This window comes from Glycomyces tritici (genome assembly GCF_030403505.1).
Window position 1 is genome coordinate 124790 of the sequence record NZ_JAUEMJ010000010.1, and the last position, 22714, is coordinate 147503.

General features: G+C 72.8%; 14 protein-coding genes and 1 tRNA gene. 7 read left to right on the top strand and 8 right to left on the bottom strand.

All coding sequences use genetic code 11. The annotated features are described in order from the left end of the window. The first annotated feature begins 5 nt into the window (after window positions 1–5). A complete protein-coding gene (locus QWI33_RS24655; RefSeq protein ID WP_289957784.1) occupies window positions 6–1667 on the top strand; it encodes a copper resistance CopC/CopD family protein in 1662 nt (553 codons plus the stop codon). On the opposite strand, the gene QWI33_RS24660 is transcribed toward QWI33_RS24655, so the two are convergent. After that, window positions 1668–2525 (bottom strand): TatD family hydrolase, encoded by an 858-nt coding sequence (locus QWI33_RS24660; RefSeq protein WP_289957783.1) that lies wholly within the window; start codon window positions 2523–2525, stop codon window positions 1668–1670. 238 nt (window positions 2526–2763) lie between these two features. Here QWI33_RS24660 and QWI33_RS24665 point away from each other — a divergent pair, with 238 nt between their 5' ends. Then, window positions 2764–3885 carry a hypothetical protein gene (locus QWI33_RS24665; RefSeq protein ID WP_289957782.1) on the top strand — a complete coding sequence of 374 codons (1122 nt, stop codon included), beginning with the start codon at window positions 2764–2766 and terminating at the stop codon, window positions 3883–3885. A 49-nt stretch (window positions 3886–3934) separates the two neighbouring features. Here QWI33_RS24665 and metG read toward each other — a convergent pair whose 3' ends face one another. After that, the gene (gene metG / locus QWI33_RS24670; RefSeq protein WP_289957781.1) at window positions 3935–5725 is read right to left on the bottom strand and encodes a methionine--tRNA ligase; all 1791 of its coding nucleotides are present in this window, start codon (window positions 5723–5725) and stop codon (window positions 3935–3937) included. Window positions 5726–5884: 159 nt separating this feature from the next. On the opposite strand from metG, the gene QWI33_RS24675 reads away from it, so the two are divergent. From QWI33_RS24675 to QWI33_RS24690, 4 genes are all read left to right on the top strand, one after another. Then, window positions 5885–6643 (top strand): hypothetical protein, encoded by a 759-nt coding sequence (locus tag QWI33_RS24675; RefSeq protein ID WP_289957780.1) that lies wholly within the window; start codon window positions 5885–5887, stop codon window positions 6641–6643. A gap of 184 nt (window positions 6644–6827) precedes the next feature. Next, on the top strand, window positions 6828–8969 hold the full coding sequence (locus QWI33_RS24680; protein ID WP_289957779.1) for a transglycosylase domain-containing protein: 2142 nt from the start codon (window positions 6828–6830) through the stop codon (window positions 8967–8969). Between the two features lie 260 nt (window positions 8970–9229). Further along, the gene (locus QWI33_RS24685) at window positions 9230–10795 is read left to right on the top strand and encodes a dolichyl-phosphate-mannose--protein mannosyltransferase (RefSeq protein WP_289957778.1); all 1566 of its coding nucleotides are present in this window, start codon (window positions 9230–9232) and stop codon (window positions 10793–10795) included. A 78-nt stretch (window positions 10796–10873) separates the two neighbouring features. Then, window positions 10874–10949 (top strand) — tRNA-Ala (locus QWI33_RS24690). A gap of 85 nt (window positions 10950–11034) precedes the next feature. On the opposite strand, the gene QWI33_RS24695 is transcribed toward QWI33_RS24690, so the two are convergent. Both QWI33_RS24695 and QWI33_RS24700 read right to left on the bottom strand, forming a co-directional pair. Further along, on the bottom strand, window positions 11035–13407 hold the full coding sequence (locus tag QWI33_RS24695; RefSeq protein WP_289959508.1) for a xyloglucanase: 2373 nt from the start codon (window positions 13405–13407) through the stop codon (window positions 11035–11037). A gap of 132 nt (window positions 13408–13539) precedes the next feature. Continuing rightward, on the bottom strand, window positions 13540–16062 hold the full coding sequence (locus QWI33_RS24700) for a tetratricopeptide repeat protein (RefSeq protein WP_289959509.1): 2523 nt from the start codon (window positions 16060–16062) through the stop codon (window positions 13540–13542). Between the two features lie 158 nt (window positions 16063–16220). Here QWI33_RS24700 and QWI33_RS24705 point away from each other — a divergent pair, with 158 nt between their 5' ends. Further along, on the top strand, window positions 16221–17489 hold the full coding sequence (locus QWI33_RS24705; protein WP_289959510.1) for an MFS transporter: 1269 nt from the start codon (window positions 16221–16223) through the stop codon (window positions 17487–17489). Window positions 17490–17766: 277 nt separating this feature from the next. Here the strand turns inward: QWI33_RS24705 and QWI33_RS24710 are convergent, their stop codons facing one another. The 4 genes from QWI33_RS24710 to QWI33_RS24725 all read right to left on the bottom strand — a co-directional run bounded on the left by QWI33_RS24710 (window position 17767) and on the right by QWI33_RS24725 (window position 22609). Continuing rightward, a complete protein-coding gene (locus QWI33_RS24710) occupies window positions 17767–19272 on the bottom strand; it encodes a molybdopterin-dependent oxidoreductase (RefSeq protein WP_289959511.1) in 1506 nt (501 codons plus the stop codon). Window positions 19273–19440: 168 nt separating this feature from the next. After that, on the bottom strand, window positions 19441–20553 hold the full coding sequence (locus QWI33_RS24715; RefSeq protein WP_289959512.1) for a trans-sulfuration enzyme family protein: 1113 nt from the start codon (window positions 20551–20553) through the stop codon (window positions 19441–19443). Then, window positions 20550–21320: an MTAP family purine nucleoside phosphorylase gene (locus tag QWI33_RS24720; protein ID WP_289959513.1), complete on the bottom strand. Its 771-nt coding sequence runs from the start codon at window positions 21318–21320 to the stop codon at window positions 20550–20552. Before QWI33_RS24720 ends, QWI33_RS24715 begins: the two co-directional genes overlap by 4 nt. Then, on the bottom strand, window positions 21317–22609 hold the full coding sequence (locus QWI33_RS24725; protein ID WP_289959514.1) for a glycosyltransferase family 2 protein: 1293 nt from the start codon (window positions 22607–22609) through the stop codon (window positions 21317–21319). Before QWI33_RS24725 ends, QWI33_RS24720 begins: the two co-directional genes overlap by 4 nt. Window positions 22610–22714: the final 105 nt, after the last annotated feature.

Below are 22714 nucleotides of genomic sequence, written 5' to 3' on the forward strand. Positions count from 1 at the left end.
CGGCGATGCGCTCCCGATCCAACGACCGCCGCACTGCCGCTCAAGCGACCCGCTTCGCCTGGTCGTCGCTTGCAGCGGCCCTGCTCGGCGTGTTCTTCGGCGCGCTCTGGGCCTCAGGGGCCTGGGCGCACGCCACGGCCACCAAGACCACGCCCGCCTCAGGGGCGCTCCTTGAGGCGCCGCCGAGCGAAGTCGTCGTCGAGTTCAACGAACCAGTCACCCCCGTAGACGCGGCCACCGGCGTGGTGGCTCCCGATGGTGACCGAGCCGACACCGGGGTCACGCAGAACGCCGAAGAGACCACCCTGACGATCGCGGTCGACGCCGACCAGGAGGGCACCTACCTCGTCGGCTACCGGGTCGTCTCCCACGACGGGCACCCCGTCTCCGGCACGTTCACCTACTCCGTGGGCGCCGAGAGCGAAGCGCCGAGCGCCGAAGCGCTCACGGCCGGAACCGATCCGTTCGTGCAGGCCCTGCTCTACGGCAACCGCTGGCTCGGGTACGCGGCGCTCGCGCTCGCCCTCGGCGCGGGGATCTTCCTGGCCATCGGGGCGCGGCCGCGCGAGGCCGCGGCCAAGATGGTCGCGACCGGCCTCGCCGTCGTCGCCATGACCGCCGTGCTCGGCCTGCCGCTGCAGGCCGCGTACGAGACCGGGACCAGCATCTCCGGCCTCGACGCGGTCGGGCTCCAGTCCGTCATGGAATCGAACATCGGCCTCGCCGGCCTGCTGCGGCTCCTGCTCGTCCTCCTCGCCCTGCCGCTCATGCGGACCGTGGTCACGAGCGAGGAGGAGCCGAAGCCGCTCCTGGTGGCCGGCCTCGCCGGCGTCGGGCTCGCACTCGCGGCGACCTGGCCGCTCGCCGGGCACCCCATGGCGACCGAACCGGTGGTGGTCGCGTTCGTCGCGGACCTGGTGCACCTGGCCGCCGCGATGGCCTGGGCGGGCGGCGTGATCGCGATCCTCGTCCTCGCGTTCCGCAAGGACGCCGAGATCCCCGACAAGACCGCCGAGACCTGGATCGCCCTGGTGCCGTGGCTGTGCGCGAACGTGCTCGTCGCCGGGCTCGCCTCCGGGCTGCTCCACATCGACTCGATCGAAGCGCTCACCGACACCAGGTACGGGCGCCTGGTGATCCTCAAGGCCGCGCTGTTCGTCCTCATCGTCGGCGCGGGCCTGTTCACGCGCCGGGCCCTGCTGCGCCGCACGCAGGCACGCGGGCGGCTGCGGGTCGCGGCCGGCGTCGAGGTCGTGTTCCTCGCGGTCGTGCTGGGCGCCGTCGCGGTGCTCGTGCAGGCCGTGCCCGCCAAGACCGCGCTGCTGGAGACCGAGACGGCCGAAGCCGAGTCCACCGAGACGGCCACGCTCGTGACCACCGAGGCGTTCTCGGCGCAGCTCGTGCTCGAACCGGGCCGGCCCGGGCCCAACAGCGTGCGCATCCTCGCCACCGACCTCGAAGGCGCGCCGTTCCCCGCCGAGGAGTGGACCGCCACATACGGGCTCGAAGGCAAAGCGCCCGAGGCGATGCCCCTCATCGAGCTGCGCACCGGCATCCTCGCGGGCGAGGTCAGCCTGCCCGACGAGGGCCGATGGATCTTCACCTTCACCTTGACCGACGCCGAAGGGAACACCGCGACCGCCGAAGCGGCCGTGGACGTCAGCTGATCACCACGGCCCGAACGCGGACGCTGTGTTCGCCCACAGCCGCTCGCACCACGCTTCAAGGTCGCGGCCGAGGTGCTCGGCGAGGAACCGGGCCGTGTAGTTCGTGAGCGCCGGGTGGTTCCGGTGGCCGCGCACGGGGATCGGCGCCATGAACGGCGCGTCCGTCTCGACCAGCACCAGCTCGGCGGGGGCCACCGAGGCGGCGTCGCGCAGGTTCTGGGCGTTCTTGAACGTCACGTTCCCCGCGAAGCTCATGAAGAACCCGCGCCGCGCGCACTCCTTCGCGAACGCGAAATCCCCTGAGAAGCAGTGCAGCACCACGCGCTCGGGGGCGCCGTCGGCGTCGAGGATCGACAGGACGTCCTCATGCGCGTCCCGGTCGTGGATGACGAGGGCCTTGCCCCGCTGCTTCGCGATCTCGATGTGCGCGCGGAACGACCGCTGCTGCGCGGCGCGGCCGGTCTCGTCGGTGCGGAAGTAGTCCAGGCCCGTCTCGCCCAGGGCCGCGACACGCGGGAGCGCGGCGATCGCGTCGATCTCGGCCAGCGCCGCGTCCAGGTCGGCCTGGCGCGGGGCGTCGTTCGGGTGCAGCGCAGCGGCGGCGAGCACGCGCGGGTCGGCGGCGGCGAGCGCGGCGGCCCACCGGGAGGACTCGACGTCGGTGCCGACCTGCACGACCCGCGCGACCCCGGCGGCCTCGGCCTCGTCCAGGCGGGCGCGCACGCCGGGCGCGTCGGGTGCCGGCGTCGGAAGCTCCTCCTCCGCGCCGAAGACGTCGACGAGGTCGAGGTGGGTGTGGCTGTCGGCCACGGGATGCGGCAGCGGTGCGGGCAGCGGCGCGGGTTCGGATCGGTACACGCCTCAACGATGCCACGAGCCGGTCCGGGCATCGGACCGCCTGTGCGTTTGCCGAGGCCGGAAGTGCGCGATGCTCTCTGCGTAACATCTTTTTCATATTCCGGACATCCGCGCCTGACACGCCGCGCTTACGTTGGCGGACAGTCGAAGTACCGGCTGTGGACAAGCCACTACCGTCCGGCGACAGGACCAGCCACGACAACGCCGTCGCATCCGCGCAAGACGAATCGAGACGCACATGACCCGCGACCTCGCGTCCCGCCGCAACCGCGCCGCAGCGCTCCAGCAACGCCGCCCCGCCGTCCCGGCCGAACCGACGCAGACCCAGACCCTCGTCACCGTCGAATGGCGCGGCGAGAAGTACCCCGGCACCCCCTACGCGGACGGCGCCGCCTGGGAGCTCTACTCCGCCCTCCCGCGCCCCGACTTCCTCCCCAACCCCCGGCCCGGCAGCGACTACCCGTACCGCCGCTTCGCGCACGCCGGCGAGGTCCTGCGCGATGGCGTGCCCGTCGCCGTCGCCGACGACCGCTCCCTCACCGTGCCCCTCGCGCCCGGCCTCGACCTCGAGTACGTCCGCCGCCTCACCCAGACCCCGCACCTCGACCCGGCCGCGCGCGTCCTCCTCGACCGCGTCCGCCGCTCCGCCGCGGTCGCCGCCGGCGAGGTCATGGAGCGACCCGTCACCGCTCCGATGATCAGCCGCCTCATGGAGACCGCCGCCGTCCCCGGCGGCTTCTGCTACCGCCGCTGGGACATCGCGCACCTGCGCACCCCCGCCGCCCGCTCCGTCCTCGGCGGCGAGACCGAGCCGGGCGACCCGTGGGTGTTCGCCCTGCGCTGGCACGCGGCCGACGCCTGGGACTACCAGGCGCCCGTCGCCCCCGAATACGAGGGTCTGACGGCGATGCCGTCCTCCGACCGGCGCGGCATGCCCGTGCTCGGCACCGGCTTCGCGATCTCGACCGCGCACCTCCTGCCCGAGCACGTCACCGCCGACCTCACCGACCTGCCGCTGCCGGAGGGCGCGCGGCTCCTGGCCTACACCGAGCAGGGCGCCGAACTCGAGCTGTTCGCGTACGCGGGCCAGCAGTGGTCGCCGCTCACCCTCGAACGCCGCGTCGACATCCCCGGCGTGGAGCAGGGCCGCGTCCACCAGGTGCGCCGCGTGCTGCGCGAGGCGAACCACGTCGTCTGGAAGGGCGTCCCGGGATCTCTTGTAGACGCCGACGACGACTGGGCCCGGTTCCGGCTCTCCCGCCCGAGCCCCGACGTCCTGTCCCGCACCGGGGCCGAACCGGTCCGCCGCGGCGTCTACGAGAAGTGGGTCGAGCGCGGCGACGTCGCACCCGCGATCTGAGGCACGAGAAAAGGGCCCGGCTCCCGCCGGGCCCTTCACGCTTGCGCCCCTAGGCGTTCAGCCGCTCGATCTCCTCGTCCACGATGGACGGCTCGAGCTTGGTGAACACCGGGACCGGCTTCTCCAGCACCGTGCCCGGCACCAGCGGCACCGACTCCCACTTCGGCACGTCCGAGTAGTCGCCGGTGAGGATCGGGTACGGGCCGTCGGTCGCGCCGCCCTCGTCCAGGTCCGCGACCTCCTCGATGTACGGCATCGGCGCGAACACGCCCTCGCCGCCGAGCAGCTCGTGCACCCGCTGCGACGAGTGCGGCAGGAACGGGCTCATGATCGTCTTCAGGTCCGAGACCGCCTGCAGCACCGTGTAGAGGACCGTGCCCTGGCGCTTGGGGTCCTCCTTCATCTTCCACGGCGCGGTGTCCGCCAGGTACTTGTTCGCCGCCGCCACGGTCTTCATGGCCTCGCCGATCCCCGCCCGGACCTTGTTCGCGCCGATCAGGTCCCCGATCGTGTCGAACGCCGCCTTCGTCGTCGCCAGCAGCTCCCGGTCGACGTCCTCGAGCTCGCCCGGCTCGGGAACGGCCCCGAAGTTCTTCGCGGCCATCGCGATCGAGCGGTTCACCAGGTTCCCCCAGCCCGCCACCAGCTCATCGTTGTTGCGCCGCAGGAACTCCGCCCACGTGAAGTCCGAGTCCTGGTTCTCCGGGCCCGCCGCGCAGATGTAGTACCGCAGCGCGTCGGGGGAGTACCGCTCCAGGAAGTCCCGCACGTAGATCACCACGCGCCGCGACGACGAGAACTGCTTGCCCTCCATCGTCAGGAACTCCGAGGACACGACCTCGGTCGGCAGGTTCAGCGTCCCGAGCGACCCCGGCTCGCCGCCCTTCGCGCCCTCGCCGTTGGCGCCCAGCAGCATCGCCGGCCAGATCTCGGAGTGGAAGACGATGTTGTCCTTGCCCATGAAGTAGTAGGACACCGCCTCCGGGTCCTGCCACCAGCGCTTCCACGCCTCCGGGTCCCCCGAGCGCCGCGCCCACTCGATCGTGGCGCTCAAGTAGCCGATCACCGCGTCGAACCACACGTACAGGCGCTTGTCCGGCCGGTCCGCCCACCCCTCGAGCGGGATCGGCACACCCCAGTCCAGGTCGCGCGAGATCGGGCGCGGATGCATCTCGTCGAGCAGGTTCTTCGTGAACCGCAGGACGTTCGTCCGCCAGCCCGTGCGCGTGTCCAGCCACGCGTTCAGCGCCTCCGCGAACGCCGGCAGGTCCAGGAAGAAGTGGTCCTCCTCCACGAACTTCGGCGTCTCGCCGTTGATCCGCGACTTCGGGTCGATCAGGTCCACCGGGTCGAGCTGGCGCCCGCAGTTGTCGCACTGGTCCCCGCGCGCCGAGTCGAACCCGCAATGCGGGCACGTGCCCTCGATGTACCGGTCCGGCAGCGTGCGCCCCGTCGACGGGCTGATCGCCCCCAGCGTGCGCTGCTGCAGGATGTACCCGTTCGCGTGCAGCGTCGTGAACAGCTCCTGCACGGTCTTGTAGTGGTTCCCCGTCGTCGTCCGCGTGAACAGGTCGTACGACAGGCCCAGCGCGTCCAGGTCCTCCACGATGATCCGGTTGTACTTCGCCGCGGCCTCCGCCGCCGTCAGGCCCTCCGCGTCGGCCTGCACCAGGATCGGCGTCCCGTGCTCGTCCGTCCCCGAGACCATGAGCACGTCGTGACCGCGCATGCGCATGTAGCGGGCGAAGACGTCGGCGGGGACCCCGAATCCTGCTACATGGCCGATGTGGCGCGGGCCGTTGGCGTAAGGCCAGGCCAGCGCGGTCAATACATGAGTCATGCGCCCCATGTTATCGGTCCAGATGTCAGGACCGCACAGTCCGCACACCTAAACGGCGCACGTCTCGCACCGGTCTCACACGCGCCTCGCACTCACCGCGACACACTACCGCCGCCCGATTCCGCCCATGCCAGCCGATTCGGTGATGCAATAACCGGTATGTCTGGAAGCAACCGCGCGGTCGACCCCCAGCACCAGCCCGTGCCCCCCGCCGCACCGGAGCCGAACGTGCCCGTCCCCGAGATGCCCGCCGCCTACGGGATCGTCCGGGACACCACCGGCGACCCCGACTGGGAACCCGCCGAACCCGCCCGCCCCGTCTCCCAGCGCGGCCCCCTCGGCTCCCAGACCGACGGCATGGCCGCCATCCGGGCCGTCTGGGAACGCGCCGCCGAGACCGACCGCCACCGCCCCGCCAGGCCGGGCATGCCCCAGCGCCGCCGCGAACCCAAGGCCTTCGCGCCCGCCCTCCTCGGCATCCTCGTCTGCGCCTGCCTCCTCATGTTCTTCGCCTGGACCGCCGCACCCGCCCTCTGGATCTCCGTGGGCCACTACGAGTACGGCACCGTCGAGGTCACCGCCTGCCAAGACGGCTTCGCGCCCTCCTGCACCGGCCGCTTCGAAGCCGACGGCTGGTCCCGCGAACTCCACATCACCGGCGACGTCACCGTCGCCGACCTCGGCGCCCACCTCCCCGCCCGCTCCACCGGCCCCGACGCGCACAGCGCCTACGTCGGCGACACCGCCGGCCTCCTGCTGCGCTGGGCGCCCTCACTCGTGATGTTCATGGCCGTCGCGTTCGCCCTCGTCGCCCTCTCCGGCGCCACAAGGCTCTACGAAGGACGATCGGGCGCCATCGGACTCTGCTGGGCCGCCGCCGGAGCCGTCCTCGCCGCCGCCCTCGCCTTCGCCTGGTGACGGCGGCACACCGCCCCGGGACGGGCTGTAATGACGCCCACCCGGGTCGGAAGGCCCCTCAGGCCGCCGCGCGCGGCGTCGTAGAGTGAACCAGCCCCCGGAACTCCGCTCGACTCGGCGCTACGCCGCGCCCATTTGAATTGACCGTATCCTTCCCCGCTCGCGGGGCACTTCGGGAGACAGCGTGAGTGCATCTTCGAAACCGGTGGCGCAGACCTGGTTCGGCCCCATCACCGCCGTGCAGCGACGCGCCATGTTCGCGCTCGTGCCGGTGGCGGTCGCCTTCGGTCTCGTCGTCGGCCTCGCCTTCCTGCCGCTGACGAGCGCCTTCGGCGGCCTCGCCAAAGTCGGCTCCGAGACCGTCCTCGAACTCCCCGACGAACTCGTGCTGCCCCCCGCGCCCGAGTCCTCGACCCTCTACGCCTCCGACGGCACCACCGTCATCGCCACCTTCGGCGACCAGTACCGGGTCCAGCTCGAATACGACCAGATCCCCGAATCGGTGATCGACGCCCTCCTCGCCACCGAGGACTCGAACTTCTTCGAGCACAACGGCGTCGACCCCGAAGGCGTCATGCGCGCCCTCGTCACCAACGTCGCCAACGGCGGCACCTCCGAAGGCGCCTCCACGATCACCATGCAGTACGTGCGGCAGGTCCTCTCCTACACCGCGACCACCCCCGACGAGGTCGCCGCCGCCAGCGAGGTCACCATCGACCGCAAGGTCAAGGAGATGGGGTACGCGCTGGCGCTCGAAGAGGAGATGACCAAGCAGGAGATCCTCACCAACTACCTGAACACCGTGTACTTCGGCAACGGCGCGTACGGGATCGGCGCGGCGGCGCAGGTCTACTACGGCAAGGTCCCCGCGGACCTCACCGTCGCCGAGTCGGCGATGCTGGTGGGCCTGATCCAGTCGCCGTCGACCTACGACCCGATCAACGGCTCCTCCGAGGCCGCGCAGGTCCGCCGCGACCACGTGATCGACCGGATGGTCGACGTCGAGGCGCTGACCCCGGCCGAAGGCGACACGGCGCGCGCCGAGGGGTTGAACCTGAACCCGCAGGACGCCAACAACACCATGGGCGGGGCGATCGACTCCGACTACGGGTTCTTCGTCGACTACTTCGAGCAGTGGTGGAACCAGCAGGAGGACTTCGGCGACTCCGACGAGGTCCGCAAGGCCCGCCTCTACCGGGGCGGCTACGAGATCGTGTCGACCCTCGACGTGGGGCTGCAGGAGGCCGCGCAGGACGCGGTCGAGGAGCAGAAGCCGATGGGCTCGGAGTTCGCGCTCGGCTCGGTCGTGGTCGAACCGGGGACCGGCGGCATCCAGGTGATGGCCGTCAACCGCAACTACTCCAACGACACCTCCGAGAACGGCCCCAACACCTCCAACCCGGAGTACAAGGGCTCGTACCCGAACACCACGAACCCGCTGCTGAGCGGCAACTCGGCGGTGCCGGGCTACCAGGCGGGCTCGTCGTTCAAGATGTTCACGATGCTCGCGGCCCTCGAGGAGGGCTACCCGCTGGACACGACGATCTACTCGCCGTACCAGTACACGTCGAAGTACGTGGTGGGGGACGGCGCGGCCTCGTGCGGCAACAAGTGGTGCCCGAAGAACGCCTCGGAGTCGGAGGTCGGGAACTACAACATGTGGACCGGGTTCGGCGAGTCGGTGAACACGTACTTCGTGCAGCTCGCGGAGCGGGTCGGCGTCGAGAAGGCCATCGGCGTGGCCGAGCGCCTGGGCATCAAGTTCCGGTCCCAGGAGGACCTGAACTTCGTCACGAACTACCCGGAGACGTACGGGCCGTTCGTCCTCGGCGTCACGCAGACCACGCCGCTGGACATGGCCGCGGCGTACGCGGCGCTCCCGGCGGACGGCGTGTACTGCCCGCCGATCCCCGCGCAGAGCGCGACCACGCTGGCCGGCGAGACCATCCCGTTCGAGTCCGCGTGCGACCAGGCGCTGAGCGTCGAGGTCGCCCGCGCGGCCGTGGACGCGGCCCGCTGCCCGACCGAGTACGGTGCGGCCAAGGGCAACTGCACGTGGGGCACCGCGCCGCAGGTCGGCAACGCCGTGGACGGCCCGGTCGCGGGCAAGACCGGCACCACCGACGGGAACTCCACCAACTGGTTCGTGGGATTCACCCCGAACGCGGCCGCCGCGGCGTTCATCGCCGACCCGGACAGCCCCCAGAACCTCGTGGGCAAGGGCAACCTCGGCAAACCCGCGAACGCGGTCGCCGACATCCTGGCCGCGCAGTGGGAGATGAACGGCGAGGGCGACTTCACGCCCCCGAAGGAACTGGTGCACTGACCGTCGAGTGAAAGGGCCTGACCGCGACTCGCCATTGTCGGCGCTCGGGCCCTAGGGCCTCCTGCGGCACCCCCGCCGGGCGCTGTCCGGCCCATTCGCCCGCTCGCTTCGTTGTCGGCCTCCCAGATACAACACCGGTATCGGGAGGCCTTCCGCGGTCTCGGCGACGCTTGCGAGCCGTCAATCGGAGGAGCGAGCGAGCACATGGACTCGGATACCGCCTCGCCGGGCATGCCGCAGGAGGCCCTAGACTCACCACGGTGAGCGCCACCGCAGTCCGGCCCGAGCAGCCGCCCGCCGCCTGGCGGCCGACGCCGCTCCCCGGCCCCCTCCCCGCCGTCCGGGCCCGCCTCTCCAGCGCCGTCCCGGACGACCGCCGCCGCGCCCTCTGGGTGACCCTCGTGGTCACCGGGATCGCCGCCGTGCTGCGCCTGATCGGCCTGGACCACCCCAAGGGCCTGATCTTCGACGAGGTCTACTACGCGCAGGACGCGCACTCGATGCTGCGCCACGGCGTCGAATGGGACCCGGGCTCGGACGGCTCCGCGTACGTCGCGCACCCGCCGTTCGGCAAGTGGCTCATCGGCCTCGGTGAATGGGCGTTCGGCTACGACGAGATCGGGTGGCGCATCGCCGCCGCGTTCGCCGGGATCATCGGCGTCGCGATCCTCATCCGCCTCATGCGCCGCCTCACCGGCTCGACCCTCCTCGGCGGCACCGCGGGCCTGCTCCTCGCCGTCGAAGGCAGCCACCTCGTGCTCTCCCGCACGTCCCTGCTCGACATCTTCATCGCCACACTGCTGCTCGCCGCCATGTACTGCCTGGTGCGCGACCGCGACTGGCGCCGCGCGAAGTGGCTCGCCGCGATCGAGGACGGCCTCGACGTGCTCCGCCGCCGGCCCCGCCTCGGCCTGCCGTGGTGGCGGATCACGTGCGCGGTGCTCCTCGGACTCGCCATGGGCACCAAGTGGAGTGCGCTGTGGTACATCATCGCGGCCATCCTCCTGTTCATCGTGTGGGACTGGCGGCTGCGCGTGGACGTGGGCGCCCGCAAGCCCTTCCGCGACACGCTCATCTACGAGTTCGGGCAGAACCTGTGGTTCGGGCTCCTCGCGGTCGGCGTGTACACGGCCTCGTGGACCGGCTGGTTCCTCAATGACACCGGCTCGTACCGGCACTGGCTCGCCGACCAGGGCAAGAGCGAGCCGCCCGTCATCGGCGCGCTCGTCAACTGGATGCAGTACCACTTCAGCGTCCTGAACTTCCACGAGACGCTGGACTCCGAGCACGCCTACCAGTCGTGGCCGTGGCAGTGGCTGTTCGACCTGCGGCCGGTGGTCTTCTACTGGAGCTCCGACGTCGACTGCGGCACGAACGACTGCGCCGGCGAGGTGCTGCTGCTGGGCACCCCGCTGCTGTGGTGGACGTTCGTGCCGGCGACCCTCGCGCTCCTGGTGTGGGCGCTGCACCGGCGCGACTGGCGCGCCTGGTTCCTCCTCGCCGGCCTCGGCGCGGGCATCGCCCCGTGGTTCTTCTACCCCGAGCGGACGATGTTCTTCTTCTACTCGGCCCCGGCCGTCCCGTTCTTCATCGGCGCGGTCACCTGGTGCCTGGGGCTGATCATCGGACGCAGCGACCGCCGCCGGCGCGGCCTGGACGTCCCGTCCCTCGGCTCCCCGGAGCGGCGCCTCACGGGCGCGCTCATCGCCGGGGCGTTCGTGGCCGTCGTCGTCCTCTGCTTCGCCTATTTCTGGCCGATCTACGTCGGCGAGCCCATCCCCCGCGACGACTGGCACGCCCGCATGTGGCTCGACTCCTGGATCTGACCGCTTCCCGGGCGAGACCGGGCCCACACGCCGCCCTTGCGGGGCCCTGCCGCCGCTGTGCTAACCTTGTCGCCGCAAGGGGCTTTGGCGCAGTTGGTAGCGCGTTTCGTTCGCAATGAAAAGGTCAGGGGTTCGAATCCCCTAAGCTCCACCAGCAGGCAAGCAGAAGAAGGACCTTCGACTCGAAGGTCCTTCTTCTTTTCCTATACGGCTTGATGCCGCCGGTCTTCTCGGAGCGATCAGCCGATGTCGCCGTAGATCAGGCCGCGGCCGTTCGTGGCGATGTAGACCCGGCCGTAGACGTCCGGGTCGCCGGAGACGGCTTTGCCGGTCCAGCCCCACTGGTGGGCGTCGTCGTTGATCCGGTGCCAGGTGCGGCCCTCGTCGGTCGAGCGCCAGATGCCGCGGACGCCGCCGGCCTTCGCCGAGGCGTAGACCGCCGGGTAGCCGTGCCGGGTGCGGCTCCTGCCGAAGCCGACCGCGTCGGCCTCCTCGAAGTCGCGCACGCGCCGCCAGCTCCGGCCGGCGTCGACCGAGCGCCACATGCCGTACGTCTTGCCGGGCTCGCCGCCAGCGAGCCACAGGTGCTTCGCCTTGCCGGGGACCGCGCGGAGGTCCACGGGCCCTTCGGAAGGCAGGCCGGTCGCCGCCGTCGCGGCGAAGGCCCGGCCGCCGTTCGCGCTGGCGTAGCAGACGCCCGCGGCGAAGGCGTACAGGCGGTTCGGGTCGGCCCTGTCGGACCGCACGAGTGCTCCGGCGGGGAGCCCCTCGACGGGAGTCCAGGTCTGGCCGAGGTCGGTGCTCCACACCGGTGCGGTCGTCCCGTCCCCCGGGGACCAGACGATCACCGAGCCGTCGGCGCTCACCGCCACGGTTCCCGCGTTGGCGCCGCCCGCGACGCCGTCGAGGCGCTTCGTGGTCAGCCAGGTCGCGCCGCGGTCGAGGGAGACGCCCACGTGCCCGTCGACGTCGCCTTCGACGTCGCCGGTGCCGACGACGACATCGGGGTGCAGGCCGGCGAAGTCGAGGCTGCGGCCGGACGTCCAGTTCGGGCGGCGGATCATGACACCGGGCTGATCGAGGTCGGTCTGGACGAACCCGCCGAGGTCGCCCATCGCCGAGACGAGGGTGCCGCCGAGGGCGGCGATGTCCTGGACTGCGGTCTCCTCGATGCCCTGGACGCGGATGCCCACGTCGAACGGTTCGACCGGCAGCGCCACCTGGTGCCCGGCCGCGTCGTCCCAGCCGACCAGCGGGCCCTGCGCGTCCCAGGCGGTCAGCTGCTCGGTACCCCAGATGGTCCCGCCGATCCACATGATCCGGTCGGAGTCGTGCGGGTCGATCGAGAGGGCGTCGATCATCCAGCCGTGCTTGATCGCGTAGGCCGGGCCGTCGTCGGTCTTGCCGAAGGTCAGCCACTCGCTTCCGGTGGGGTCCAGGGTGAACCGGTCGGTGCGCTCCGGCGGCCACGACCAGTTCGCGTCCCACGCGTAGTCCCAGCTGGTCTGCCAGGTGGCGCCGGAGTCGGTGGAGCGGAACAGGATCTCGTCGGGGTACCAGTGGTTCTCGGTCGCCGCCATGAGGGTGCCGGGGCGCTGCCGGTCGACGGTGAGGCCGCCGAATCCCGGGATGGCGCCGAGCGGGTCGTACGCGGGGGTGACGTCGGTCCACTCGCCGGTGGCCAGCGCCAGGCGCTGGATCGCGCCGCCCCTGCCCGTGGCGGGCGGGCCGTTGTAGGGGCCGGGGTCCCAGCTGGTGACGATGAAGAGGTGGCCGTGCTCGTGGTCGATCGCGGCCTGCTTGGGGATGGTGCGGTTGCCGTCGGCGGCGCCGAGGGCTGCGGCCGCGCCGGGGACGGGCTGCCAGGTCCGGCCGCGGTCGGCGGAGACGTACAGCGGGTCGGCCGGGTCGGCGACGCCGACGAAGATCCGGCCGTCGGCGGCGAACTCGACCCAGATGACGCCCTGGTCGTCGCCGGAGTAGGGGTCGCCGGGGGTGACGACGAAGTTCCCGGGGTTGGGGAAGTCGGCGACCTCGGACCAGGTGCGGCCGTGGTCGATCGAGCGCCACAGCCCGTTCCCGTTCGGCGCTCCCAAGTAGACGGTCGCGTTGTCGTGCGGGTCGACCGCGAGGCGTTCGCCCATGCCGCGGCCGGGCATGTTGCCGCCCTGCTTGAACGGCAGTTCGGCCGCGCCCCAGGTCGCCCCGTAGTCGTCGGAGTAGAGGACCGCGCCGGAGGTCGGGTCCCAGTCGTTTGTGTAGGTCCCGGCGGCGGCGTAGACGCGGTTGGGTTCGACCGGGTCGGTGGCGACCGAGACGATGCCGGTCCAGCCCCATTGGTCCCAGCCGATCCAGTCCAGCAGCGGCTTCCAGGTCTGTGTCGGCTCCTGCCAGCGGTAGAGGCCGCCGATGTCGGTGCGGGCGTAGATGAGATCGGCCTCGGTCTCGTTGAAGACGATGCCGGGGACCCAGCCGCCGCCGTTGACGACCGCGTTGCGCCAGGTGTAGGCGTCTTCGCAGCGGCCGGAGGCTTCGGCTTGGGCGCCAGTGGGAACGGCGGCGGCCGCGACAGCGGCGGCGCCGAGTGAAGCGGCGAGGGTGCGTCGTCGCACGGGTGCTCCAAAGGGGTGAAGGGGTATTCGAGGACATAGTTTGTTTTGGGGCCCAACATAACAAGTCGCTCCTTTCTGGGCAAGGGGCGCGATCGCGCCGGCACTCTTGTCGGGCGCCGATCGGCCGCCCGGTCAGGCGTCGAGGGCCGCGAGCTTGCCCTGGACCTCGGCGGCGCTGACGTGCTCGAGGTCGGCGAGGATGACCGACGCCTCCCGCCAGGCCGCACGGGCCGCGTCCGGATCGCCTGCGGAGCGGTGGAGATCGCCCAGGGCCGCGAGGGTCTCGCCTTCGTTCAGGCGCTCGCGGAGCTCCCGGTGGCGGTCGAGGGCCCGCTGGTAGTGGAAGCGCGCCTGCTCGAAGTCGCCGAGCCGGTGGTGGACCAGGCCGAGGCTGTCCCAGACGTGGGCCTCCAACGGCAGGCGGAACCCGGCGTCGAGCCCCTGGCACGCATCGGCCGACCGCTCGCAGTAGCCGAGCGCCTCGGTGTACCGGCCGAGCTCGGCGAGGTAGCAGCCGACCGCGTTCAGCCCGCGGGCGACGCCCACCCCGCTGCCCGCGGCCTCGAACAGCTTCAGGAACCGCCAGGCGTGGTCGAGCGCCTCGGCGTGGTCCCCCTGCTGCCCGGCGAGGATCGCCAGGCCGTTGTACGTCGCCGCCTGCCCCACCAGGTCGCCCGCCCGGCCGGAGAGCTTCAGCGCCCGCATCAGATGCGCGCGGCTGTCCGCGAACCGCCCGAGCCGGGTGTCGCTCCAGGCCAGCAGGCGGTGCGAGTGCGCCTGCGCGACCGGCTCGTCCAGCCGCTCCGCCGCGCCCAGTGCGGCGCGCTGGAGTGCGATCTGGGTGCGCAGGTGCCCGCGCCCGGAGAAGAACCCGAACAGCGCCCACGCCGACTGCCAGACCTGGACGTCGAACGCTCCGGGCGGCTGGTGCAGCGCGGTCGCGGTCATGCCCGGGTGCTCGGCCTCGAACCACGCCATCGCCGCCTCCCGCTCGGCGAAGGCCTCGGGGGCGGCGCCCTCGCTCGGTTCGCCGAGCGGCAGCGCCAGTTCGTGCGTGCTCGGCTGGATCAGGACGGCGGCGGGGTACGCGGTGTGCACGTAATGGTCGAGCAGCCGCCGCATCGCCGCCCGGCGCTCGGCCCCGGTGTCGGTGCGGGCCGCCAGGGCCGCGGCGTGGTCGCGCAGGAGGTCGTGGAAGGAGCAGCGGGCCCGGGCGTCCTCGGCGAGCAGGTTCGCCCGAGTCAGCTCCATCAGCGCGGCCCGCGTGTCGGCGGCGCCCAGACCGGTGAGGGCGGCGGCCTGGGCGGCGGTGACGTCCGGGCCCGGGTGCAGGCCGAGCAGCCGGTAGGTCCGCCGGGCCGCGGCGGAGAGCTGAAGGTAGGACCGGTCCATGACCGCGGCGACCGACGTGGACGGGTCGTTCGGCCCCACGGTCAAGTGGCCGAGGCGGTCGCCGGCGAGGGCCCGGGCGTACGCGCCGATCGCGGTCGAACGCGCATGGTGGTTGAGGTAGTCGGCCGCCGCGATCTGGATCGCCAGCGGCAGCCGCCCGCAGGCCGCGGTGAACGCGGCGATCTCCTCCTCTCCGGCGCCCTTGACGGTCAATCGCCCCAGCAGGTTCCGCACCAGCGACGCGGCTTCGGCCTCGATGAGGGCGTCCAGCGCCACGGTGACGACGCCGGCGTGGGTGACGCGCAGCCCGTCGAGCCGGTTGCGGCTGGTGATGACGACCAGGCAGCCCTCCTCGGCGGGCAGCAGCGGGCGCACCTGCGGTTCGGCGCGGGCGTTGTCGAGCACGATCAGCAGCCGCTTGCCCCGCAGCGACTCCCGGTACTGCGCGGCGAGCGCGTCGGGCGCGGTCGGCACCGCCCGCGGATCGACGCCGAGCTGCTCCAGCAGGCCGGTCAGCGCCTGCTCGGGGCTGGTGGGCGGGACGTCGGCGAAGCCGTTCAGATTGAGGTACAGGCACCCGTCGGTGAACCGCGCCCTGACGGCCCGGCTGCGCGCCCAGTGCACGGCCAGCGCGGTCTTGCCGACCCCGCCGATGCCGGTGAGGGCCGCGATGACCGCCGCCCGGCCGCGCTGGTGCTCGCGCAGCAGCCGGTCGAGGCGCCGCAGCTCCTCGTTCCGGCCGGTGAAGGCCCGGTCGCCGGCGGGCAGGCCGCGGTCCGGCCAGTCCGCGGACGGGCCGGCCGCGTGCAGGGAGGTGCCGGTCAGGCGCCGCCGGACCTCGTCCAGCTGCACCCGCTCGCGCAGGCTCAACCCCAGGCGCGGGTTGCTGAGCACCAGGTCGAACCGGTCGGGCTCGTCCCCGGTCGGCGGGCGCGGCAGGTGCTCGCCCCGGATCCAGTAGTAGATCGTGACCCGGCTGACGTGCGCGGTGGTCTCCGCGATCTGCCGCACGGTGCAGCCGGAGTCGATGATGCGGGCCCGCAGCCAGGCGCCGAGCTTCGCGGGGGTGTCGAGGTGGGCGAACTCGCCGCCCCCGTCCTCCGGGCGGCGGCCCGCCAGCCAGGAGCGGACGGTCGCCTCGCTCACGCCGAGGTCGCGCGCGACCTCCGCGACGGACTGCCCCGGGTCCGCGAGGTGGACGGACAGCCACGAAGCGAGCTTGGCGACGGTGTCGGGGCCGAGGGGGCGCGGACTCGCGGTCACGGCAGGGTGCCTCCGCTGGAATGGGCGGCGTCAGGGCTCAGTTCAACGTAGTTCAACGGACGCTTCTCGTCAACGGCCCCAGGGGATTGAATGGCGTAGCCCGCAGCAGCCGGGCGATCAGAAAGTCCCTAAAGGACACTTAGGGTGGAAGGAGCGGGATGGCAGAGCAGACGGCCCGGTTCCGGGACGTGTTCGCCGTCGGCGAGTTCCGGGTGCTGTGGATCGCCCAGACGCAATCGCGCATCGGCGACCAGTTCGCGCGCGTCGCACTGGCGCTCCTCATCTTCGAGCGGACCTCCTCGGCCGTCCTCACCGCACTGGTCTACGCCTCGACGTACCTGCCGCCGCTGCTCACCGCCCCGCTGCTGGCCGGCCTGGCGGACCGCTACTCGCGCCGGACCGTGATGTGGGCCGTCGAACTCCTGCGCGCCGCGCTCATCGGCATCATGGCGATCCCGGCCGTACCGCTCCCGGCCCTCGCCGTCCTCGTGGTCGCCGCATCCTGCTTCGACCCGCTGTTCTCCGCCGCCCGCATCGCGACCCTTCCGAAAGTGCTGCCCGGCGGGCGCTACCAGGTCGGCATGAGCATCAGCAGCTCCACCGACGGCATCGCGCAGATCGCCGGATTCGCCCTGGGCGGCATCGTCGTGGCCGCCACCGGCAGCCCGCACCTGGTGCTGGCGATCGACGCCGTCTCGTTCCTGGTCTCCGCCGCGCTGCTGCGCTGGGGGCTGCGCCCCCACCTGCCCGCGTCCGAATCGGACGGGGCCGCTTCGCGCGCAGGCGGATTCGCGCTGGCCGGGATCAGGCTCGTGGCGGGGGACCGGCGCCTGATGGGCTTGGCCGCGCTGGTCTGGCTGTTCGGTCTCTTCGTGGTGCCCGAGGCGATGGCCGCACCGTACGCCGCGGAGCTCGGCCGGGGCGAGGCCGCGGTGGGGGTGCTGATGGCGGCGGACGTGGTGGGCATGGTGATCGGCGGGCTGCTGGTCGCCCGGCTCGGCTCGGGGCTGCGGCGGCGGTTGACGGTGCCGCTCGCGTTCGCCGCCGGGCTGCCGCTGGTCGCCACGCTGATCGCGCCGAACGTCGTGGTCACGGTCGCCTTGTGGGCGTTGTCGGGCCTGATGTCGAGCTATCTGGTGCTCGCGCAGGTGAGGTTCGTGCAGCTGGTGCCGGACGGGATGCGCGCCCGTGCCGTGGGCTTCGCCGCCGCGGGCCTCCAGACCGCCCAGGGCCTGGGGATGGTGATCGCCGGCGGTCTCGCCGAGGCGATGCCGCCGTCCGCGGCGATCGCGGTGTGCGGGGCCGCGGGCTCGCTGGGCGCGGTCGTCATCAGTCTCGCCTTCGGACTCGCCGGTGCGTCCGAGGCGGCAGATCCCGAGCGGTCCCCGGCTGCGGCCGGGGACCGGGCGGAACCGAGTCGAACGTGAGAGAGGAGGAGCCATGACGAACAACAACCACGTCCAGAAGGACAGCGCTTGGCGTTAATGCGCTGCCCGCCATGGGGCGGGCGGACGGAACACGGCGGCGGCCGGGGCCGATCGGGCCCCGGTCCCGCGCCGGACGGCGGGAGGCCGGTGCGCGCACCGAAGAGGTCCGCGCACCGGCGTCGCAGCCGGACCGGGGCCGGGCCTGCGGGCCCGGTCCCGGCGCGTCTCGGCCGGTCGCTGCGGCGGCCGGCCGTTGCCGCGTGCGTTCGGTTGCGCCTCAGGAGACGGTGACGGTCACGCTGTGGAGTCCGGTGGCGCCGTCGGGGATGACGCCTTGGACGTCGCTGGTCTGGGGGGTGCCGTCGCCGTCGGTGGCGCGGACGGTGAGGGTGTGGTCGCCGGGTTCGGCGTCCCATTCGAGGAGCCACTGCCGCCAGGTGTCGGTGGTGGCGACATCGGACAGTCGGCAGGGCTGCCATGCGCCGTCGTCGACGCGGAGTTCGACGGCGCTGATGCCGCGGTGCTGGGCCCAGGCGACGCCGGCGACGACGACGGTGCCGGAGTCGGCTTTGGAGCGGGGCGTGTCGATGCGCGACTGGGTCTTGATGGGCCGCGGGGTGGACCAGCCGCGGGTGATCCAGTAGGCGTCGTACGCGTCGAAGGTGGTGAGTTCGAGTTCGGTGAGCCACTTGGTGGCCGAGACGTACCCGTAGAGGCCGGGGATGACGAGGCGGGCGGGCCAGCCGTGGTCGACCGGGAGCGGTTGGCCGTTCATGCCGAGGGCGATCATGGCGTCGCGGCCGTCGAAGACGAGGTCGGTGGGGGAGCCGGCGGTCCAGCCGTCGGTGGAGCGGGACACGAGCTGGTCGGCGCCGGGGTCGACGCCGGATTCGGCGAGGAGGTCGGCGAGGGCGACGCCGAGCCAGCGGGCGTTGCCGACGAGGTCGCCGCCGACCTGGTTGGAGACGCAGCACAGGGTGATGTCGCGTTCGATGAGTTCGCGGCCGAGCAGGTCGTCCATCGTGTAGGTGCGTTCGCGGTCGACCATGCCGTGCACGCGGAGCGTCCAGGTGTCGACGTCGACGCGGGGGACGGTGATGGCGGTGTCGATCCGGTAGAAGTCCTGGTTCGGGGTCAGGTACGGGGAGAGGCCCCGCTGCTCGAACTCGGCGACGGGGCCGGGTTCGACGGCGGGGACGTCGGGTTCGGGCAGGGTGAGCGCCTCGCGGTCGGCTTCGACGGCGGCGGGTCCGACCCGGCCGGCCCACCAGGAGGCGGCGACCGCGGCGGCGGCGACGCCGCCGGCGGCTGCGAGGAATCCGCGGCGGCCGGTCGCCGACGGCGCGCTGAAGCGCGACGCCCACCATTGGAGGCCTGCGAGTGCGACCGCTCCGGCCAGGAGCGACGGTACTGCCGCGCCGGCGCCGAGGCCGGGCCTGGTGACGGCGGCTGCCGCGCCGAGGAGGGCGAACGCCAGGATCGCGGCCCGCGCCGGCCACGGGCGGGTCCGCCAGAGCCGGCCGATCCAGTACCCGGCGAGAGCGACGCCGATCGCCAGGCCGATGACCAGCAGCGGCTTGTCGAGGGTGCCGACGAGGTCGATGAACCAGTGCGAGACCTCGAGCGGGACGACGGCGATCACGGTGTCGCTGAGCGCGGAGAGCGGCGCGGCCCGCGGTGCGGCGAACGCGGCGACGAGGTGCCCGACCGCCAGCCCGGCGAGGGTCGCGAGGAGCCCGGCGGCGCCCCAGGCGCGCGGTGAGGCGGGTTGCGTGGTGTTCACTCCACCATCATCGCGCTTTCGCGGCCGCAGGTCCCGCGCCGCAGCCTTACGATCCGCTAAATAAGGAGCCCGATGCGCGGGGCGCGGCCGCGTGGTCCGCGGGCGTGTGGCGCCGGTGGGCGTCGCCCGCCGCATCGTGCGGCGCGGCCGGGCCTCGCGGCGCGCCGTTCAGTCGCCGAGTGCGCGGGCGAAGTCCGCGACCAGGTCTTCGGGGGCTTCGATGCCGGCCGAGAAGCGGATCAGGTCCGCGGGCAGGCCCGCGGCCTCCCGGCCGGCGACGCGGGTGACGAGTGATTCGACGCCGCCGAGGCTCGACGCGGCGTACGGCAGGCGCAGCGACGCGACCAGGGCGTCGGCTGCGGCGGCGCCGCCGGCCGGCCGGAACGCCAGCACGGACCCGAACCCGTCGAACAGTGCGGCGGCCCGCTCGTGGTCGGGGTGGGCGGTGAGCCCGGGGTAGCGGACTTCGGCGACCCGGGTGTGCCCGTGGAGGAACCGGGCGACCGCCATGGCGTTGGCGTGCTGCTGCCGCACGCGCAGCGCCAGGGTCTTGAGGCCGCGCGAGAGCAGGTACGCCGCGTGCGGGTCGAGCGCGCACCCGTAGGCGCCCATGACGGCCGCGACGCGGGCGATGCGCTCGCGCGAGCCGGTCACGACCCCGGCGGCGAGGTCCGAGTGGCCGTTGAGGGCCTTGGTCGCCGAGTGGCAGACCAGGTCGAAGCCGACCGAGTGGGGGCGGAAGACCACGGGGGTCGCGAGGGTGTTGTCGATGATGGAGGCGATGTCGTGCTCGCGGGCGAAGCGGGCGGCGCCGGCGAGGTCGCCGACCTGGACGAGCGGGTTGGTGATGGTCTCGGTCAGGAACGCCTTCGTCTCGGGTCGTCGCGCTTTCCGCCAGGCGTCGGTGTCGGCGGGGTCGACGAGGTCGAACGTCCAGCCGAGCCGTTCGGCGTGGTCGGTGAGGAACCGGAGGGTGCCGCCGTAGAAGGAGCCGGCGGCGATCAGGTGGTCGCCGGCGCCGAGCACGCTGTGGAGCGCGATGGAGATCGCGGCCATGCCGGAGGCGGTGGCGAGGGCGTCCTCGGCGTCTTCGAGGGCGGCGAGCCTGCGGTGGAGGTGGCGCTGGGTGGGGTTGGTGCCGAGCCGGCTGTAGGGGGCGTCGCCGCCGGGGCCGGCCTCGTAGACGGTGCCCTGGTGGATCGGGTGCACGACCGAGCCGCCGGGGGCGGGGCGGGGTTCGCCGCCGTGGACGGCGAGGGTCTCGAACCGCTCACCGCTCATCGGGCCAGCCTCGGGATCGCGGCGTCGAGGAGTTCGCGGACTTTGTGGAGGTTCGCCTCGAAGACGGCGAAGACCGCGTCCTGGCTGACCGGTTCGATCCCGGGGTCTTCGTCGAGCCCGGCGTCGTAGTCGGTGACCAGGGCGATGCCGACGAAGGGGATGCCGGCCTCCATGGCGAGCGGCGCCTCGGGGGACTGGGTCATGTTGACCACGTGCCAGCCGCTGTCGCGGTGCCAGCGGGATTCGGCGCGGGTGGAGAAGCGGGGGCCGTTGACGACGACGACGGTGCCGCCGTCGTGGGCGACCGCGCCGACCTCGGCGGCGGCGTCGAGCATGATGCGGCGCAGGCGGGGGTCGTACGGTTCGGCGAACGGGACGTGCACGGGGCCGTCGTGGAACTCGTCGTGGAAGGTGGACTCGCGGCCCCAGGTGCGGTCGACGAGCTGGTCGCAGACGACGAACTCGCCGGGCCTGATCTCGGGGCGCAGCGATCCGGCCGCGAACGGCGAGATGAGGGCGCGCACGCCCAGCTGCCGCATGGCGTCCACATTGGCCCGGTAGTTGACGCGGTGGGGCGGGTGCCGGTGGCCGGCGCCGTGCCGGGGGAGGAACGCGACGCGCGCGGTCCCGAACGCGGCGATGGCGACCGGCGCGGACGGCGGCCCCCACTCGGTCCGCATCTCCACGGTCTCGGCTTCGGCGGTGAGGGAGTAGAAGCCGGAGCCGCCGAAGACGCCGATGTCGGCCCTGGGTGGGGTCTCGTTCACTGCCTGCTCCTCATCGTTGCGAACCGTGCGAGTTGCGCGCGCATGTCCTTGACCGCCCGGAGGGTCCCGCCGAGGGTCCCGGTGACTTTGCTCCTGCCGATGCGGGGCCGGTAGCGGACGGGCACTTCGGTGATCCGCCACCCGTCCCGCCCGGCGCGCAGCACCATCTCGAGCGGCCAGCCCGAGCGGCGGTCGGCGATGGCGAGGTCGAGGAGGGCGTCGCGCCGGGCGGCGCGCATCGGCCCGAGGTCGGTGACGTGCGCGTCGCAGCGGCGGCGGATCTGCCGGGCGAGGTAGCGGTTGGCGAGGCGCCCGTGCAGGGGCTGCGCGCCCGCCGCGGCGTCCCGGGCGCCGAGCACGAGGTCGGCGTCGCCCGCGAGGACGGGCGCGCACACCCGGGGCAGGTCGGCCGGGTCGAGGGACGCGTCGCAGTCCATGAACGCGACCACCGGGGCGGTCGCGGCGGTGAGCCCGGTGAAGCAGGCCGCGCCGAACCCGCGGCGGGCCTCGGCAATCACGTGCGCGCCGAGGCCGGCGGCGACCTCCGCGGAGCCGTCGTCGGAGCCGTTGTCGACCACGATCGGCCGGTACCCGGGCGGCATCCGCTCGAGCACCCACGGGAGCGCGCCGCGCTCGTTGAGCACCGGCAGGACCACGTCGACCGCCGGTTCCAGGAGGGACCGGACCCGCCGCGCGGTGCGCGTCCGCGGCGCGAGCGCGGCGACGGCCCGGGCGTCCTCGATGTCGTCGAGGTCGCGCAGCACCGGCAGGTCGGCCACGGTGAGGCCGAGGGCCTCCAACCGCTTGCGCTGCAAGGCACCCGTGTCGTCCCGGCTCATCGGGACGCCGTCGAACGCGCCGGGGTGCGGCCGGGCCAGGCCCAGGGCCCACCAGCCGCCGTCCTCGGCGAGGCCGAGCGCCGCCTCCGCGCCGCCGGCCACGACCCCCAGCGCCGCATCGAGCAGGTCGGGCGTGACCTGCGGCGTGTCCATGCCGATCTGGATCCCCGGCCCGCCCGCGAACGCCCACGCCGCCGCGAGCCGCGCATTGAACGTGCCCTCGACCTGCGGCACCACCTCGAAGCCCGCGGGGAGCCACGGCCCGGGATCGCCGTCGAGCGCGAGGATGCGCCGGTCCGCGCCGCACGCGGCGACCGCTTCGAGCGTGTCCGCGAGCGCCGCCTCCGCCACCGCCGCCGCCTCCACAGTGGTCAACGGCGGGGTGAGCCTGGTCTTGGACCGCCCCGCGACCGGGGCCTTCGCCAACACGAGGAGATGGGTCCGCTGCATGGGGCCGATGCTACTGACGGTCACGCCCGCAGAGGCAGGGTCGAATGCTTACGGTATGCGAAAGTCTTGGGCCGTCCCGTGACGGCGGCGCACGGGATCGGTCAT